We start from the raw sequence: 18389 nt of genomic DNA, 5'->3' as shown, positions 1-18389 counted from the left end.
CGCATTCATTTCCACATGCTGGGGGATCACATGAAGGTCGTTCTGAAAAATCCACGCACGGGCGAGCTGAGGCAGGTGAAGGTCGGCTGGAGCTGGGTGCTGTTCCTGTTCTCCTCCTTCCTTGGCATCCCGCTGTTCCTGCGCCGGCTCTTTCTGCTGGGCGCGCTGATGGTGGCGGTGAACATCGTCAGCTCGGTGCTCTCGAACACCGCCACCGAGGAGAACCCCATGGGCGCGCTCATCGGCATCGGCGTCCAGGCTGCGTTCCTCGCCTATCTCGGCATGAAGGGGAACGAGCTGACGGCGAAGAACCTGCTCGACCGCGGCTGGGTGTTCGCCAAGCCGGAGAGCCTCGAGGCCCAATATGCCGCCTCGCGCTGGGGGATCGAGCTGCCGGCGGCTCCCGCGAGCCAGCAGCCGGCCGGGGCCTGAGCGCCGCGCCGCTGCCACTGTCGCCATGGCCAGGCCGAGTGCCAGGCCATGGCGGCGTCCATCGCTTCAGAAGGCCGCCAGAGGCCGAAACATGAAAATCGCTGCCGTTGCCGCTCTCGCGATCTTTCTGGCCACCAGCGGCCTCTCCGCTCAGGCGCAGCAGATGCCGGCCGAACTCGTCGGCGTATGGGCGTCGGATGGGGTTTCCTGCGATCTCCCCGACGATGATGTCGACGGCGAGTTTCCGTATCTGATCGTGGCGACCAACGGCTATGCCGGCCATGAAGCCACCTGCCGCCTCGCCTCGGCCGGGCCACCCATCCGGCAAGGGAGCCGAACCGGCTATCGTCTGAAGTTCCGATGCGAGGGCGAAGGCATGGACTGGCGGGCAAGCGAGGTATGGACGGTCATGTCCGTGCGACGACGCCATGGCGGCTGGATGCTGACCCAGCAGAGGCTGATCCGCGAAGGCGCGAGCTATCGAAGATGTGGGCTGGGGGCGGCACCTTCAGAGTGACGCTTGGGCCTGCGACTTTGATCGAGGCCTTCCGCGCTTCCGGAGTTGACCCTTTGCCGACCTTCGACTGCCCTTTCCGCGACGTCCGCTTTGCGCCGCCAACGCGGGCGTTCCGCTTAACGATTCACGACCCCGATTGCAGCCACTATCTCACGCGATTTCTAATGCCGCAGGGCGATGAGGGGCACGTCTGGTTGCTGATTTCGGCTACCGTGAACGAGGTGCGAAGGCGCCACGTCTCTATGCGGACGGCCTCTCGCGGGTGAGAGAACCCGTGCCCGTCGGCACGAGGTCATGGACGCGCATCCACTCGATGGCTTTTGTCAGGCGGGCACGGGAGAAACGCGTCTTTTGGGGATGCCAATGTCCGTGAAACTCGGCGATGACCGCGTCATCGGTAACCGGCTCCTGCCTAAGGATCAGGTCATTCCAGCACGCGTGGAGCGTCGCGATTATCTCGGCCTGTTCCGTGCTGAGATTTCGGCACGCATCAACGATGCCGATAACCTGAGCCGTCTTATCGCCGAGCTGTTCGCGGGCGAAATGATCGATGGCACTCGCATCGGCGATGCGCTGATAGCGCACCATTCGGCCCTTTTGCTCCGATCTGAAGACTTGGTGCCGAGCAGCGAGTGCTTCGATCCCGAAGCGTTCGTTGTAGAGCGCCCGCTGATCGAGCGGTCCGGCCGCCTCGCGGGCATAGTCCGTCTTCAACTGTAAGCCGGCCTTCCGGTCCGCCAGGTAGAATAATTTCGCGAGCTTGGTGCGGCCGAAGTTCGGATCGCCGTAAAGTTCGCTGACCAGCAGTCCGGCTAGGGCCACGCGCCGAGCGAGCACCTTTTGAAAGTTGGTTGAAGTCGGGATATCGATACGAGAGCTCTGGGGGACCCGCCCGAAATAATTAAGCCCCGCGGGCGCAGCGATGACATCATGGAACTCGGCTTTGGTCGTCTTGAGCATGGATTGCACGTCTGCCAGCGCCGCAAGCAACTGCTCGTCCCGCTGGTCGCGGGCGTAATCCCGTATCTGGACCAGACCGGCATGGCGGGTAAGCCCGCGCTCATCGACAAAATAGGGCGGCTTGTACCCGATCGGGATTTCGCGCCGGTGTACGAATCGGGTGTCCCACAGCGCAAACAAGTGGTTCACGTTCGTGATTAGGGCGCGCCCCGCCGGGGAGGCTGCGGCGTTGACTTGGGGCACGATAGTTTGCGACCAGAACGAGTCTGCATCTAGCGGTGAAAGCGGATTCCCTACATAGATTTCCCGGTTTCCGGTGATCGGGTTGTTTGCGGGGAAATAGGTCTCAACGCACTCATTCTCGGCAAAGACGATAGCGGCGGCACAGGCGAAGACCCGGGGCTCCAAGTGCGCTGGGATGTTGGGTGCCCACAGGTCATCGGCATCCGCCCACATCGGATAAGGGATTTGGACGAAGGTGCGCGCTAATGCGAACCAGAGGAACAGCTTTTTCGCGTCATTCAAGTCATTGGCGCAGTATCCCCAGTGTGTCGGCGGGCCCGAAAAGCAGCGATTCTTTTTGACGTCCATGAACTGGGCATTGAGCCGGAACCACGGCTTTCCCGGAATAGATCGCTTCACGCGGCAAGGCGTGAGGTCGTCCATAAACCCCACGAGCTGGCCGTCGGCTTCTCCGTACGTCTTCTTATTGGCGCGGCGTTGATCGTGGAGTGGAAGCCCCCCGATCACTTCGCGCCCGGCTTCTGACCGCCGGCGGTCGCGTTTGAAGTCGGTCATGGTGAGCCCCGACCAATCGCGCATACCGGTGCGCGCTCGCCCAAGTTCGACCATCATGGAGCGGTCGTCATCGACGATCCCGCGACATGCCGCTTCGGCTTTTTCAGCGTTGGCCCAAGGAATGGCTTCCAAATCGCGGCGCTTCAGCCAAGTCAGGTCCATGATTGGAATAGCTCGGCGATCATCGACTTCCTGTGAGGAACTCCTGTAGCGCCAAATGGTAAAAGCGACCGGCCACGATCCCTTAACGTCGAAGAATTCGCTACCGTTGACCAGGACAGCGGCAACATCGTCAAAGCTTCCCGCCATCTCACGGCGGATCTGCCGGAATGTTGCGCGGTCCGTCAGCCACGCCGACTTGGTGAAGAGGAGAAGCAGGGATTCCCCGGGCAGCCCGCTGGAGTAAGCGGCTTTGCAAACGAGTTTCATCTGGGCCAGGAAACAGCAATAGCGCTCTTTCGAAGCGTCGCTTCCGGTCAGCTCGACGATCGTCGGATGGATCTTGTACCCGACTGCCTCAGCGGCTTGATCGTCGTCGCCGCGATACGGTGGATTGCAGAGAATGGCGAGCGGCTTGTCGGGCGTATGTCCTTTTTCCACCAAGGCGGCGCGCAATTCATTTAGATAGTCCTCGGCGCTGCGATCGAGGAAATTGAGCCCTCGATTTTCTGTTACGCGCGGGACGACGGTGTAGCGACCGTTATGCCATTGGTCGCCTTTCATCCGCTGCTCGACGGCGAACAGTAATTCGGGTTCGATTTCGCTTACGACCTTGTGCCGCAACTCAAGTGGCGAGCGCCAGTTAGTCACCAGATTGCCGCTGCCACAGGCAGGATCAATAACTAGATAGTCTTCCCCTAGCCCGGGTACATCCTGCTTTGCCAGCCACATGGCAAATTTGGAGAGGTTGAGATCGGTGAAGAAGATTCCGTGCTGTCGCCGGAATTGCGGATCAACCGCGTCGAGCGCTTCGTCATAACGCGCAAAGAAGTCATCATAATCCGTATTCGCGTCGAGCGAGACGAAGCGAGCCTCGACGAACGCCTTGAATGCCGCTCGCTTAGCGGGAATGAGGCTGGTGATCGGCTCCCCGCCAAGTGCTGCCTGGTCCGGGATGCGATTGCTGATCTGGACGGTGGAATGCTCGTCCCATGCATAGATCATGCTGAAGAAGGCGCGCACCGCTTTGACCGGGGAGCCCGCGAAATACGGCACCATTTCTCGAAGGACGTTGGTAAAGTTTCGAATGGTGATCTTTTGACGGATCCGCCTGCCGTTGCGGAGCACATCCTCAAACGCCCGTATCCCGTCGACAATAAGCTGCGGCTGGCTTTCGAACAAAGGTGTAAACAGATCCGCGCCGTTCCATGCTGCTAGGCGCAGAAGATCGTTTCTCCTGACGGCAAATTTTTTCGCCATGTCGCGCCCGATCCTGTTAGGCGCGCCGGTTGCCCCGGCCACTGCGGTACGAATGTCCTCGGGAATCGTTTCGACGTCCCAGACCCCGAGGAAATGCTTCGCCGCGACGACCACCTGCCCAAAATCGAGGTCTTCATTTCGATAGGCGAGGCCTTGCAACAAACCGCTCAGCCAGTCGTTGGATCGCCCCTTCAATTCGAGTACAAAGGCACTGGCGACATAACCGTCGGCTCGCTTAGCATCGGATTGGCGCTGAAACGCGTCGCCAAAAACGCTGCGGAAATAGCCGAGCGCCAAGTCCTCGTTGGCGCGCTCATCTGGTCGGGCCAGGTAACGAAGCAGATCGCGCACATGCTCTGGTATGAATTGACGTGTCATGAGAGAGCGTCCGAACCCGCACGGCGATCGTAAGCGATAAACGTGTTCATCCGCTCCCCCTAAACGTCAGGGCAATATCTTAAAAGATGAGAATTAAGGCAATCTTTCCTTGGCAAAGGCAGAGTGAATCGTTAATTTTATCGGCTCAATCCGTGCCGAGTTTCGGGGGCGTGGTTCCCTTTTGAACATGTATCGTTTTGCCACAATAAAGTGACGCGCCAGCGCGCGGCAGTTGGCAAAGCATCGTGATCACCGCAATAGGGTATTGAAAGGCAAGGACGCGCCAATGTTCGAACCAATGGCTCGCTGATAAAACTCAGCTGGCGAGTGTTTACTTTCCGTACGCAATGTCTGAAGATGGCGATCCGTATCCGTGCTATGAACTGCAGGGCGGCTCCCGGGGTAACCTGCCGGTCAGCTATGCGCCCCATCCCGGCCGTTCGACGGATCTTCGCGAATACCCGAAAGCGGACATTCGCCATTATTTCCTGGTTGCCTGCCCAGCCGGAGATTGCGCCCGAGATGCTATCCGAAGGTCAACCGTCACCGGATTCCGGACTGTTGGCCGGCGCTTCGTGCCACCAGTTCCGTGCTGCGCTATGCCCGGAGGGCTCGATGACAGAAACGGGTAACAACGCGGAAGCGCAGCGTCAGGAAGCTGCGGCTTCCCTGCTGAACGATATGGAAACGGCGGCTGCGCGCATGCGCGAGCTAATCGTCGGCATGCCGCCCCAGGATTTGCTGGGCTACCTTTACGCGCAGTACATGCTGAAAGCCATGTCGGCGCAGAATGTCGGCATGCAACCCGAGGAGCCCCCAGAACCCGCACAACCCGACGATCTCATCAACGAGAACCAGTTCCTGCTTGAGTACGTGCACGCGGTCCTCGCGTCGGACCCGCCCCCGGAAGAAGTGGCCTTCGACGAGGCCAAGTGTGCGGAGCTTTACGACACCAGTCGGAAACTGCGCCAGAACGCTATGTTCTACGCCATGGCCACCTCCGCCGACACGAAAGATGGCGCCTTTGGCCCCGACACGGCTGACATCGAGTACCGTGCAAAAGCCACCTGGGTCCTACTGCGGGGAAACCGCTACCAGGTCCTCGAAGGTGAATTCTACCAGTATGTGCTCGCGCCGCACGACGACCTTCTGAAGGAGGTCTACGGTGTGGGCGCGGATGACATCGCGGCTGGCTTTCAGGCCATGACCGACTCGACCCGCTCGGGTCACTCAGACGCCATCTTGAACATGATGGACAGCTTTGACGCCGTACATGCCATTCAGGATGAACAGGGCGTGGACCTCGGCAAGGCCATAAAGATTTGGGCTGAGGCGAATACCGGCCAACTGGCCGCCGCACGGTCCGCGATGGACGACATGTTTCGCGGTGGGGTCGCAAACGTAAGCCGTCACACGAACCTGCCCGCCGAGCTGCTTGCCGACCTCTCCTACCGTAGGGGGGAGGAGGTCGAGTTTTTCGCGGCCGGCAGCCACACGGGCACACCCTACCGGACCTTGCCTGCCCGCAAGAAACCGCTGATCCTGCTCGGTTCAGACTACTATGCCATCGATCCGTGCTTTACGCGCGACGCGGGCTACCGGGCGCTACTGTTCAACCTGTTGCAGCGGAAACCGGACTACAAGGCCGCCTTCAACGAGCGGCAGAAGGCCATGAGTGAGGCGGCCTTTGCCGACATCCTGAGCGACCAGCTACCCGGGGCGCGGGTCTTCCAAGAGGTGTATTACCGCGACCCGATCACCAAGCAATGGTCGGAAAACGACACGCTCATCCTCGTCGATGACGTCATGTACCTTGTCGAGGCAAAAGCCGGCGCGGCGGCGACGATCGCCTCGCCAGCGCTCGACTTTGGGCGCCATGCCCAGTCGGTGCAAGACCTTGTCATCAAGGCCTACAAGCAGTGCGAGCGCCTCTTCAAATATCTCGCGTCCGCCGACGAGGTTTCCCTCTACCATTCTGAGGGCGGCAAGTACGTCGAGTTTGCGCGGATACGGCAGTCCGACTATCGGGTCATGGTTCCGATCGGACTCACTGTTGAGTCTTTCTCGCCGCTTTCCGCGTACTGCAAGGAACTGCCGCAGATCGTGCCTCTGCTGGGGCGGCACGGGTTCGTCTCCCTTTCCATCGACGACCTCTTTGTCCTGCGGCGGCTGCTGCCGACGCCCGGCCAGTTTGCCCACTACATGGAGGTGCGGCAGGCGATGGCGGCTCTCCGGCGGGCCCACCTGTTTGATGAGCTCGACCACCTAGGCGCATATCTCAAGAAGAACCGCTTTGACGAGGATATGGCGAACCAGCTGAAGGAAGGTGCTGATTTCGTCATGTGGGACGGCATGAGCTTCGAGGTTGACCGGAGCTTCGAGGGGGAGCACTGGGAAGCCGGACCGTTTCCGACGCAAGCCTTTCCAGACGAGGTGCTGAAACTCCTTGCCGCCCTTGATGCCAGCCGGTCCCCCGGATGGCTGTTGGCTGAAAGCCGCATACGGGACCTCGGCGAGGACGGGCGGAACAACCTCGCCGCGATGCTGGCGCAGCTCCGCAAGTCCTTGAACCAGAATCCGGCGCGCTATTTCCTGTTCGGGCGGGACGTCCGGACCCCGCTTTTCATCTGGATGCAGCGGTCGGGGGACAACATCGACTGGCAGAAAGTCAACGATAAGGCGGCTGCGGCGGCGCTTCTCACGGCAGGTGGCAGCGTCACCGGCATAATGGTCGTCGCGACATCCGGAGGGACCTACAAGACGGCTTACACATTCCCGGTTAACATGCCAGGGCCGCGCTCCGAAGACAATGCCCGCATCTACGACGAGGCCGACAGGATGAGGGTGCGGGCGGCTTCGCATGCCGCGCCGCGAGTTCCGGCCGCTAGGCAGATGCCCGCGAGTGCACGATTCAACGCCGGGCGGAATGATCCATGCCCCTGCGGCAGCGGCATCAAATTTAAAAAGTGTCACGGTCGCTGAGCCGGGGCGTCAGAACGGTAAATCGAGAGTTCGTCCGCCACCGATATCAAATCCTGAATGACCGCTTTTCAGTAATCGTAATTAGCCTGCTTATGACCCAAAAGGGGTGGGTTGCGGACGGTCTGGTTCTGGTTGCAAGGTTGAGGAAGCAGCCGGTCTATTCGAGAGCCACCTGTACAGGTTCCAGCTCGAAGGTGCCCGGTTTCTGCACCATTCGCTTGAGGGTAATTGAGCGATCCTTGCACAAATGGCGCATCGTCTCTTCGTCAGACGACGATACCTGCGAGCCCAAGAGGACTGCAGTCGGCTTCGGCATGCGCATTTCGAAGTTAGCGTGTTCCGGGCCAATTGCCTGAACAATCCGCCATTCCTTCTCATAGGCCCAGTCGTCCTGCTTCACGAGGCACATGTACTGGCCAAATAGGTTGTTGAATGGTTTGCCAGGCTTGGCGAGGTACCTCGTCGCGTCCCTCAGCTTCGTCGTGTAGAAGACAGGAAAACAAAGCCTGCGTCTCAGGTCACCGTACGGCAGAGAAGCAAAATCATATTCGATGGCAAATCCCTTATGAGAATTTGAATAATGTGCCCAAAGTAGTTTGTTGTTCCCCGTAGCCGAGAGCGACAAGACGCTAAAGCCCGTCCGAAACTGTTGGCTCATGGACCGGACGTGAGCCAGTGCCTGCTCCTTGCTCCATTCTTCCACGATCGATGCAAATGCCTCCTTCTCTGGGAGGTTGGACGACTGGAGAATGGTGGATACCGTCTGGCGGCGCCAATCGCCAACGGTGATAGGACGTTCAGGCTCACTTGGGCGCCAATCCTCACCTGCCTCGATCGCTTGTCGAGCCTTCCTGGCAGTTTTCAAGAAATCGTCGACGGACTGATCCTCTACTATGAAGCGCTCTACGTCGAACGAGACTTGGGCCTCATAGGGATCGTTCAACCTATCCGGTGATGACAGCCACAGGACGTCCTTCTTCAATGCGTCCAAATGGTATTCGGTGAACTGGCGGTACTTGTACAGACGATCAGGAACGTGGGGATGTTTGACTAAAAACGCCCGCTCGATGTCCATGTGCTCCGTTGAATAGTGAAATAGCCCGCATATCATCTGTTTCTGCCAGAGCTCCATGTTTGCGCCCCGATTATAAAGCAACGCCAAAGCGATGACTTTAGGGGAACCTGCTGTCTCAGTCCACCGGCCATGCAGGCAAAGCTCTCTGGGGTTCCCGGTCCTAGCTGCGGATCATCGGTCGCTAAGTCACCGTCCGGTTACGGGCCTTGGCAGGACTTAACTCTATGCCCGTTATGGGGGCGGGTCCAGAACGGCAGCTACCGGCCCCATACCGGACGTTCAGACACGCATTTAGCGGTGTCCGCTTCTGGCGCAACTCGCCACCTACTCGGCCCGCGCATTTGCCATCTCTCCTCACCGTATCTCCGTTCGCGGGCGCCGTGAGATCAAAGCAATGGCGGGATGCACGCCGGTCACTCAGGGTAGGCTTCACTATCGCCCGCTCCCGCCCTGTGGAAAAGGATGAACGCCAGCGGATTTCCCGGCTCCGCCATGGCATCGCTGCGCTGTCCCGTCATCTCCCCGGCCACAGGGCTCACATATTCCGCCACCACCTCGCCGAAGCTGTCGCGCTGGATCGCCACCTTTTGCCCGGCCTCGACCTTCTCGTTCAGCCTGACCAGATGCTCGACCAGGCCGCCCTGGGTCGCGAGCACCGGGAGCGCGCTGTTGCCGATGAAGACGCTCACGTCCTTGCCCGTGCGCCCCATGGGGCCGGCGATGATGCCGTGATGCTTGAGGACGTTCATCGTGCCCTCGACGAACAGCGCGACCATCTCGAGGTCCAGCACCCGCGCGGCGCCGATCTCCGGCGTGAAGGCGGGAATGCCCGCGTCGATGAAGGCGTTGTGCAGCACGCCGGGATAGACGTGATTGTCGAAGACCTGGCCGACCGGGTACAGCTCCACCATCGCCTTCACCGCCGGAATGTCCATGCCGCCGATATTGAACGCGGTGACGTCGAAGCCGGTGGTGCCGGTGTGGAAGTCGATGGCGGCGTCGGCATTCGGCCGCAGCAGCCGGTTGAACAGCAGGCCGGCATGCCGGCTCGGCGCGGTCAAGCCGTTCTCATTGCCCGGCCATTCCCGGTTCATGTCGATCAGATCGGCACCCCTTCCGGCATTGGGCCAGCGGCGCTGCATGCCTTCCAGCGCCGGGCGGGACACGTCCGTGACCGCCATCACCGTGCCCGACATCTCGCGCGGGTCGAGCTGGTTCATCACGGTCTGGACCGTATGTACCGAACTCATCTCATCGCCGTGCACGCCGCTGACGAGGACGATGCGCTTGCCTGGCCTTGCACCCTTGGCGACCGTCACGGAGACATACCAGTGCTGCCCGGTGGGCATCTCGACCCCTTGGAAATACAGACGGTGGGTCCTGCCGGGCTCCAGGTCGGCGATGTCGAGGGCGCTGACGACCTTTTTCCCCTGAATGGTGTCGCCGGTATAAACCGTGGCCGCGCGCACACCCGGCGCTGGAACGGCGGAGGATGCGGCCGGGGTCTGGGCGCTGGCGGAACCGGCATCCGCCACGAGCGCAGTCGAAGCGCCCACCGCGGCCACTGACGCGATCATGAAGTCGCGACGATCAAGGTTCGCGTCCGGTCGGTTCGTCATGGCGCAGGCCTCCTTCTCTTGTCTCGGGGTGATGTGTCTCGGGCCGAGATGGGCTCGGCGTCCGATACGCGTGTCACCTGCGGGCATTGTCGCCCGCCTTAGCGTCCAGATCATGCTCGATGCGGGGGCGCATAGCGCTCCCGAATTCATAGGCGCGCTGGGCATCCTCCCAAGGAGCATGAGGCTTTCGGAAAGCGGCTGCGCCGATAGTATCGGCATCCTTCTCGCCGTGGGGGCCCGTGCCGATGAAAGACCTGAAGCTGTGGCTTGCAAGCCGCTGGGTGGCGGCTGCCGGGTTCATGGCGGCGGCGCTCCTCGCGACCTTGCCCTTGCTGGACGCCGCTTATGCCTTGACGCTCGTGCTGATATTCCTTCACAGCCCAGGCTACATGCTTCACCAGGTGGAGGAGCACTCGGGAGACCGGTTCCGCACCTTCGTCAATCAACGGATCTTTGGCGGCCGCGATGCGCTCAGCGTCGCAGCGGTCCTTGTCATCAACATTCCGGTCGTCTGGGGCCTCAATCTGGCTGCGCTCTATGCGGCGTATCTTTGGGGTGCCGGCTATGGCCTCATGGCCCCCTATGCGATGCTGGTGAACGGCATCACCCACATCGGCGCCGCCCTGCGCTTGCGCTGCTACAATCCCGGACTGGGAACGGCGTTGTTCGTATTCCTGCCGCTCAGTCTATGGACGATTTTCGCGGTTGGGCCTGTCGGCGCCAGCTTTCACTATGCGGCGCTGGGCCTGGCTATCGCCCTGCACGCCCTCATCATCGCCAACGTTCTCGCGCGTGTCAGGCGGTTGCGGCTTGAAAAAACTTCGTAGGCGTTACGCTGTTGCGGATAGCGCTGAGAATGACGCAGGCCGGCACCATACTCGGAAACGACCGCGACAGCCTCCGGCCTAACGCAGCTGATCCTCGTTGCGCGAGCCATACGAGCAAGCAGCTGTGCTCGCTCCCATTCTGGCATGACGTCGGCAGGTCCTCTGCATCCGGGCAGGCTGAAGCGTTAAGGTAAGGCCATGGGATTCGGCGTCTTCATCCACAGAACCGATTCGATCTATGACGACAGCCCGGCGGAGCGGTATCAGTTCCCGCGCCAGTATCTGGGCCGCGTGGAGGCCTGTGCCGGTGATTGGATCGTCTATTACGAACCCCGAAAGGTGGTGGAGACGCGTGGCTACTTTGCCATCGCCAAGGTCGCGGACGTGGTGCCTGACCCAACAGCTCCTGGCATGTTTCTCGCGCTGATCGAGCCCGGCAGCTACCTCGATTTCCCCAACGCGGTGCCTTTCGCCGATGCGGCGGGTGTCATCGAACAAGGGCTGTTGAACGAAGACGGACGCATTTCCGGTCGCGCTCAGGCCGCCGTGCGCTCGCTCTCGCCAGCCGATTTCGATCGCATCCTTGCTCGGGGGCTTGGGGACGGGCCGACCATACTGCCGCGCCTCGACAGCGATGCGCCTCTAGATGGCTTGCAGGAGGAGCATGTCCCTTTCGCCTTCGAGGAGAGCCGCGCGCGTGTCAGCTACTTGTCTTCGCGCCTCGTGCGAGATCGCATTTTCCGCCGCACCGTGCTCAAGGCCTATGATGAACGCTGCGCGATCAGCGGCCTCAAGCTGATCAATGGTGGAGGACGGGCAGAGGTAGCGGCCGCGCACATTCAGCCGGTCCAGGCCAATGGCCCGGATATCATCAGCAATGGCCTGGCTCTGTCCGGCACCGCGCATTGGATGTTCGACCGCGGACTGATCAGCCTGTCGGACGATTTGGAGATCCTGATATCGCGGCAGGCCAACGATCCAGACGGCGTGCGCGCTTTCATCAACCGAAGCGGCCGCGCTCTGGCGCCACAGCGCATATTCGAACGACCGCACCCCCGCTTTCTCAGCTGGCACCGCGAGCACTGTTTCAAGCAGTGATAAGGTCTGCGCCGCTGTCAGGGCGGCGCCATTCCAATCAAGGGTCGGGAGTAATTCGGCTGATGGTCGCTTTGCTCACGCCCATGATGCGCGCGATTTGGCGGACGCTCTCGCCGGCTTGGCGAAGCTTTGCGACGTAGGCGCGCTGCTCGATTGTCAGCGAGTGTTTGCGCCCGAACTTGATCCCTTGCGCCTGGGCTCGCGTACGCCCTTCGCTTGTTCTGGCCTTGATCAACTCGCGCTCGAACTCGGCGAGGCCGCCCAGCACCGTCAGCATTAGCCGACCATGGGGCGTGGTGGTGTCTGCCCATGCGTCGGAGAGAGATCGAAATGCCGCGCCCTTCTCGCCGACCTCGGCAAGCACGTTGAGCAGGTCCCGCGTCGACCGTGCCAGGCGATCGAGCCGGACCACCATAAGCACGTCGCCTTCAGACAGGCTCGCAACGCAGCGCCGCAGCTCGCGACGATCAGTCTTGGCTCCGCTCGCCGTTTCGGCAAATATCTTCTGGCAGCCCGTGGATTTGAGGTGTTCGATCTGGCTTTCGAGCGTCTGCCCATCAGTTGACACGCGTGCATAGCCAACGATCATGTGCACATAATGAGACTAATAAATGAGACAATCAAGTCGTTGAAAAACAACGTGCCGCAGAATGTCTCAGATATTTTGATTTATGAGACAACGATTGCGGCGATCTACCGCTGCAAGTGACGGACATGTTGGCGCGGCACATCCGCCGCCAACGCCAGGGCAACAAAGACCCGACGATAATACGCCGAGCTGAGTGCATTCGCTCCGACAGCCGTATTGAAGTGCGGGTGACATCGGAAATGCTTGTTCTCTGGGGTGCTACTTTCTCTCAGGTTCTGCCTATCCTTCAAACCCTCAAGACGAAAGGCGATTGGCAGTGTTTTCAAACGCTTATGGGGCAGGCTAAGCGCGAGGGTTTGAAACGGCCTCGCGGTGACGATGCAGTGAACACACTCGCCAAACTTCGGGCGGCCTGGGACCAGTTTCGAGGGAAGAGTCGGCAATAGTGGCTAATCCACGTGCCATTGCCAGGATCGGCCATCAGCATTGCGGAAAATCAGCCTTTCAGCAATGCGCTTACGCTCTCATAGTCCGCAATGGCAAGCGGTGTGAAGACGAGGTATAATAGTGGCGACGATTGCGGACGAACCGGAAAGTCGGGCATCGGAAATAGCGGTCCCGCCACCAACCCGATCGGGCCGGCGGAGCAAGCCGGCTCAGCCGCCTGCCACTGAAGTCGATGAGCCGGACTATGTACCGCCCGATTTCAGCGGCAGCCGGCGGACGCGGATCGGGTCGAGCTTCATCGAGCAGTTCGTCGCCGGCCACGACGCCAGCGATGTGCTGCGCGAGCTCGTCCAGAACGAATATGACGGCGGCGGCGAAAAGCTGATGCTGACCTTCGGCAGCCGTTCGCTCGAAGTCATCGGCTCGGGCCGCAATATCGATCGCAATGGCTGGGAGCGCCTGTCTGTGATCGTAGGCACGGGCAATGTCATGGGCAGTGCCCAGGCCGAGGTGGTGGCGCCCAAGGAGAACGGCATCGGCTCGAAGAATTTCGGGCTGCGTTCGCTGTTCCGCTTTGGTGACGAGATTCATGTTCGCTCGGCCGGGCAGGTCGCGCTGCTCGATCTCCAGACCCAGGAAACCGGGCGCGAGCGCGATCCCGCCTGGTGCGGCGAGAAGGGCGTCCGCGTCCATGTCCCTTATCGCCAGCAATCCTCGGAACGGCTCGAGGCATTCACGCTCGATCGCGAGGAGCACGCCCTGGGCCTAATGGCGGTGCGCATACCCGACACTCTGGTGAAGTTGGCGCATAGCGGGAAACGGCGCGGGCTGCGCGAGGTCGACATTCGTTCGATCCGCACCGGGCGGACGCTGCGCTGGAAGCAGGAAGCCAAGCCGCACCGTTGCCGCGTTGCGGGCGTGGCGATGGTGGCGCGGATCGGCCGGCTCACTGATGGCGATGCCAAGGGCGTGCCGTTCCAGGAGGAAGAATATTATCGGTCGGTTGCGCTGCCGGCCGAACATGCCGCCCGGCGTTTTCCTTCCTATTATAAGCTGCCCGGCGGTCGCGTGCGGATTGCTGTTTCGGTTCCGATCGCGCGGCGTAAGGTCGATATCGGCCAGCACGGCCATTTCTATTATCCGCTGAAGGCGCCCTCATCGCGCACGGGCTGCGCGATCAGCGTCAGCGCGCCGTTCGAGCTTGATACCGAGCGGAGCAAGATCACCGATCTGGTCTGGAACGACTGGCTGATCGACCAGGCGGTCGAGCTGGTGATCGCGCTGCTCAAGGGAGATTGGTTCGCGCGCTACGGAGCCGACGCGTTCAAGGCGCTGATGGGTGACGGCACCGCCGAGCCCGACCGCTTCGTCACCAAGTTGGCTGAGCGGCTCAAGGAAGATGCCTGCTGGCCGACCATCGCCAAGGGCGACAGCCATTTCGCCAAGGCGGGCGACATCGTCCTGCCCACCGACGAGGCCTATGCCGGCTTTCTGAGCGACAATCGCTATCTGGATCCGGTGCTGGCTGCGGACCAGGCGCTGTGCGACCTGATCGCCGATCGGGGTGCCAAACGGTTTACCCTTGCGTCGCTGGTCCGTCTTCGCTGTGCTCCAAGTGAGGAGGCCAAGCTCGAGACCAAGGTTGGCGACGGCGCCAACTTCTTCTTCACCAACTATGACGGGACGCTGCGCGGGCTCGATCTGCAGAAGCGCCTGGCAGCGGCGCTCTCGCTCCATCCGCGCCGCTTGAGCAAACAGAACCGCGCGGATCTCGGCAAAACGGCCTCGACGCTAAGCGCGACATGGGAACTGAAGCCTGCCACACAGCTGATGATCGTCGATCCCGACCTCTGGGCGGATTGCCCCGAGCCGGAGGCAAACCGGCTCCATCCAGAGTTGGTGCCGTTCAAAGCTATTTCCGGCCATTGCCGTACCTTCGACGAGGAGCAGTGGCTGATCGATGCGGCCGAGCGCGCGGCGACTGCCCCGACCGACGATCGCGAGCGCGAGACCCTCTATCGCAAGCTGCTCGCGCGCGAGGCACCGATCAGCCGGCCCGCCTTGACCGCTCTGCGCAACAACCCCGTCGTGAAGAACCAGCGCGACGAATGGGTCGCACCCGCGGCGATGGTATCCCTGAAGCGGCCGCTTGCGCGCTTCCTCGATCCGGCGATTGATGCGCCCTCCAAGGAACTACTCCAGTCTCCAAGTCTGCTGTCGCGGTTGCGGATTCGCAACACGCTGAGCGGAACCGACTTGGTCCGTTATGCCGGCATGCTTGCGGACAGGCCCGAGACGGCGGAGCGGTTCGAAAAACTCCTCACCGACAATCTCAAGTTGCTAGGCCCCGCGACCGTCGAGGAATTGCGTGAAATTCCCTGTCTGCGCGCGCGATCGGGCAAGCTCGCTGCGCCGTCCGCCCTCCACCTTGATACCCCGACCAACCGCCTCTGCATCGGCGATGACGGCAGGATCGCCGGCGGTAGCAGCGATCTCTTGTTCCGCAAGCTCAAGCTAAAGCCGGCCCCAGATTCCGATACGCTCCTCGAAATCCTTGGAGCGCATCGCGATGCGGAAACCCCGCCAGGCCGGCCCGATCTGCTCTATCCCGCGCTAGTCGACGCGCGCGCCCGCGAGCGCCGTGCCAAATCCGAGATCGTGGACCTGGAGATCTGTTGGGTGGCCGGCGGCTATCATGCCCCCTCGGACATCCTGGTCGGGACCCGGGTCGCAGGCCCCCTGGCCGAAGCGATCCCGGTCCATCGTCATTCAGACGAAGTCGGCCGCGCCTATCAGGACCTGGGAGCTCCGGTTCATGCCACCGATGCGCATTGGGCGCGGTTCTTCTGCCATGCTTCGAGCGACTGGGCCCCCGGTGCGCCGCTCGACACGCGCCGGCGTCGGCTGCTGCTCGAGGCCTACGCCACCCGCGGCGCACTCGGCCTACCCCAGGGTTTGGACGAGGTGCGCTGCCTGATCGACGATCGCGCGCGCCTGTTCACGCTCGCCGACCTGCGCGCGGGTCGGCTCGTCGAGCCCGACTTTGCGCCGCTCGAAGAGGCTCTGCGGGCCGCCGACAGCAGCATCGGTATTGTCGAGCGGTCTGAGCGCTCCCGCCCGTTCTTCAGTGGCCTGGGCATTCGTCCGCTGTCCGAGATCGCAGGCGCCGGGCTCCCCGAGCTCGGGCCGCCCGGCCGTCCGCATCTCTGGTACAAGCCCAAGCACCGCGAGCGCATTCTCGCCATGCTGCACAGACCGCTCTTTGCTCGCGCGCTCTACGAAGTCGCCTATCGGAACCGCCATGGCCATGCTGGGTTCGTCCCGGCGACCTATTCCGAGATCGAGGCGCAGCTTTCGGCACTCGCCGATATCTCCTTCTTCCAATCGATCGGCCGCCGCTACAACGTCGGCGGGGCAAGCGTCCTGGTGCCCGCGCAAATCGCGCTCGCCGGCGACCGGATCAATCTGGTCGCGCCCAAGACCAAGAACGGCTTCCAACTTCTGCTCGCCGAGGCGCTGGCCGAAATCGCTGGGGCGGTCAGCGTAGCGACAATGCGCGGACTGGCGAACGCTTTTCTCCCGCTGGTGCTTTGCGGAACGCAAGAAGAGCTTATCGACTATCTAGACCGCATGGGGATACCGCGCGACCGGTGGGGCGGTGCCGAAGAAGAAGAGGGCCAGAGCAACCTCGATCTCGATGATGACGAGGATGATGCCGACGCCGAGGAAGACGCGCTGCGCCAGGTATTCGACAATCTCGATACCGGCAGCGGCAGAGACGATACGCCGGTCGAGCCCGTCCAGCCCGGGCCGCCGCCCCCGCCGGCGCCGCGCCCCCCTCCGCCGCCGCCCTTCGTGCTGCCCGATATGGAACAGGTCGCGCTGAGCGTCGCGGCCAGCAAGGGAGCCGAGATCCAGCCGCGCGAGCCGTCAGGTCGGGGCGGTGGAGGCGGCGGGGGCTGGCTTCCGCCAACCCCTGCCGAGGTCGAGCGCGCGGGGCTGCTGGGGCGGCGCGGCGAAGAGTTGATCTACCGGATGGAACTTCAAAAGGTCCGCGAAATGGGGTTCGAGGAGCCCGAACGCTATGTGATCTGGACGTCACGCGACGAGCCCGGCGCCGATCATGACATCCGTTCGATCGACGCCGAGGGGCGGCCGCGCTGGATCGAGGTCAAGGCGACCACCGGCACCGACGGCCGGTTCGACTGGCCGCGCAAGGAGTTCGAAAAGGCGCTGCGCGAGCGCGACCGCTACGAGCTATGGCGCATCTACCGCGTCGCCGACCGCGCCCCGGTCGCCAAATGCTTCCGCAATCCGGCGCGCATGCTGGGCACCCGCCAGATCGCGCTCGAGCTGGGCATGCTCCGCGCCAATATCGAGGACCTCAGTTGAGCCGGGTCCGGCCATATCCTCGGGGGTGGCTCGGGCAATGACGCAGCAGCATCTAATGATCGCGGTCAACTGGTACGGCCCCTATCGCGACCTCGACGAAGCGCGGCGTAGCGCGCGGCCTATACCTCGCAATCGGCAAATGCCATAGCGAGCGGGCCGTGCGGATGCAATATGTCGGGATCGGCAACGCGATGCATACTCGGCTCAATCAACGGCACCCTAAGCTCTCGCTGATCTGCCGCGATTGCGAGATCTGGCTTGGCGAAATCTCGACGGCGGAGCCGTCCGGCAAGCGGCTGAAGGCGACCCGAGTCACGCTCGACTTCGCCGAGTGGCTGCACGCCCGGTTTCTGCGTCTTCCGCTCAACGACAAGAAGACCAAGGCGCTTCCGAACCGCAGCGTCACTGTGCTGAACCGGTGGTTCGCCCTCGACAATGGGACGCCGAAAAGGCGGCCGCACAAGGATTGGCCCGACCTGATCGACTATCCCGACTTCGGTCTGCCGGCGCGCGCTGTTTGGTTCGGTGTCCGTCAGCAGCGCTTCCTGGCTCCAGACTATGCGGCCGAGTCTTAGCTCATTCCAGACGTTGTTTGGAATGGCGGCTTCATGGGCACTGTTTCCCAAAAGTCGCTCGTCGACAATCTGCCAGACCCTTGAGTATTGGGCCGTCTTGACGAGCCGATCACCGACCTTTGCTCCAAAAGCAGTAGATTGGGCCATGATTTGTTGAAACTGCGGAAAAATTCCTAATGCCGGTCGTTCCTACCATTGCCGGGAGCAAGATGAATGAACGGCGAGTTTTCGAGTTCCCGTTGAACCCGGTTGAACTACCGACGCGGGGGCGCAAAGCGGAC

The 18389-nt window shown here is 61.8% G+C and carries 11 protein-coding genes; 7 read left to right on the top strand and 4 right to left on the bottom strand.

Translation table 11 applies throughout. The features are described from left to right. Positions 1-30: 30 nt before the first annotated feature. The gene (locus V5F67_RS10785) at positions 31-432 is read left to right on the top strand and encodes a hypothetical protein (protein ID WP_394019341.1); all 402 of its coding nucleotides are present in this window, start codon (positions 31-33) and stop codon (positions 430-432) included. A 91-nt stretch (positions 433-523) separates the two neighbouring features. After that, positions 524-949: a hypothetical protein gene (locus V5F67_RS10780; protein ID WP_394019343.1), complete on the top strand. Its 426-nt coding sequence runs from the start codon at positions 524-526 to the stop codon at positions 947-949. Positions 950-1189: 240 nt separating this feature from the next. Here the strand turns inward: V5F67_RS10780 and V5F67_RS10775 are convergent, their stop codons facing one another. Further along, positions 1190-4504, bottom strand: coding sequence for a hypothetical protein (locus V5F67_RS10775; protein ID WP_394019345.1), 3315 nt, complete (start codon positions 4502-4504; stop codon positions 1190-1192). A gap of 615 nt (positions 4505-5119) precedes the next feature. Between V5F67_RS10775 and V5F67_RS10770 the strand changes: the two genes are divergently transcribed. After that, complete coding sequence (locus tag V5F67_RS10770; protein WP_394019347.1) at positions 5120-7486, top strand: YecA family protein; 2367 nt, start codon at positions 5120-5122, stop codon at positions 7484-7486. Positions 7487-7643: 157 nt separating this feature from the next. Here V5F67_RS10770 and V5F67_RS10765 read toward each other — a convergent pair whose 3' ends face one another. Continuing rightward, on the bottom strand, positions 7644-8561 hold the full coding sequence (locus V5F67_RS10765) for a DUF2971 domain-containing protein (RefSeq protein WP_394019349.1): 918 nt from the start codon (positions 8559-8561) through the stop codon (positions 7644-7646). A gap of 413 nt (positions 8562-8974) precedes the next feature. After that, positions 8975-10180, bottom strand: a complete 1206-nt coding sequence (locus tag V5F67_RS10760; protein WP_394019351.1) for a M14 family metallopeptidase — start codon at positions 10178-10180, stop codon at positions 8975-8977. 245 nt (positions 10181-10425) lie between these two features. Between V5F67_RS10760 and V5F67_RS10755 the strand changes: the two genes are divergently transcribed. Both V5F67_RS10755 and V5F67_RS10750 read left to right on the top strand, forming a co-directional pair. Then, on the top strand, positions 10426-11007 hold the full coding sequence (locus V5F67_RS10755; protein WP_394019353.1) for an HXXEE domain-containing protein: 582 nt from the start codon (positions 10426-10428) through the stop codon (positions 11005-11007). Positions 11008-11205: 198 nt separating this feature from the next. After that, positions 11206-12105 carry an HNH endonuclease gene (locus V5F67_RS10750; protein WP_394019355.1) on the top strand — a complete coding sequence of 300 codons (900 nt, stop codon included), beginning with the start codon at positions 11206-11208 and terminating at the stop codon, positions 12103-12105. 37 nt (positions 12106-12142) lie between these two features. Here V5F67_RS10750 and V5F67_RS10745 read toward each other — a convergent pair whose 3' ends face one another. Continuing rightward, positions 12143-12694 (bottom strand): recombinase family protein, encoded by a 552-nt coding sequence (locus tag V5F67_RS10745; protein WP_394019357.1) that lies wholly within the window; start codon positions 12692-12694, stop codon positions 12143-12145. A gap of 567 nt (positions 12695-13261) precedes the next feature. Between V5F67_RS10745 and V5F67_RS10740 the strand changes: the two genes are divergently transcribed. Further along, entirely contained in the window at positions 13262-17533 is a 4272-nt protein-coding gene (locus V5F67_RS10740) for a protein NO VEIN domain-containing protein (RefSeq protein ID WP_394019359.1), read from the top strand. 158 nt (positions 17534-17691) lie between these two features. Then, a complete protein-coding gene (locus V5F67_RS10735; RefSeq protein WP_394019361.1) occupies positions 17692-18108 on the top strand; it encodes a hypothetical protein in 417 nt (138 codons plus the stop codon). The last annotated feature ends 281 nt before the right edge of the window (positions 18109-18389 follow it).

This window comes from Xanthobacter pseudotagetidis (assembly GCF_043194795.2).
Taxonomy (GTDB): Bacteria; Pseudomonadota; Alphaproteobacteria; order Rhizobiales; family Xanthobacteraceae; genus Xanthobacter; species Xanthobacter tagetidis_A.
The sequence above is the reverse complement of the archived record's forward strand: the minus strand, read 5'-3'. Positions and strand labels throughout refer to the sequence as shown.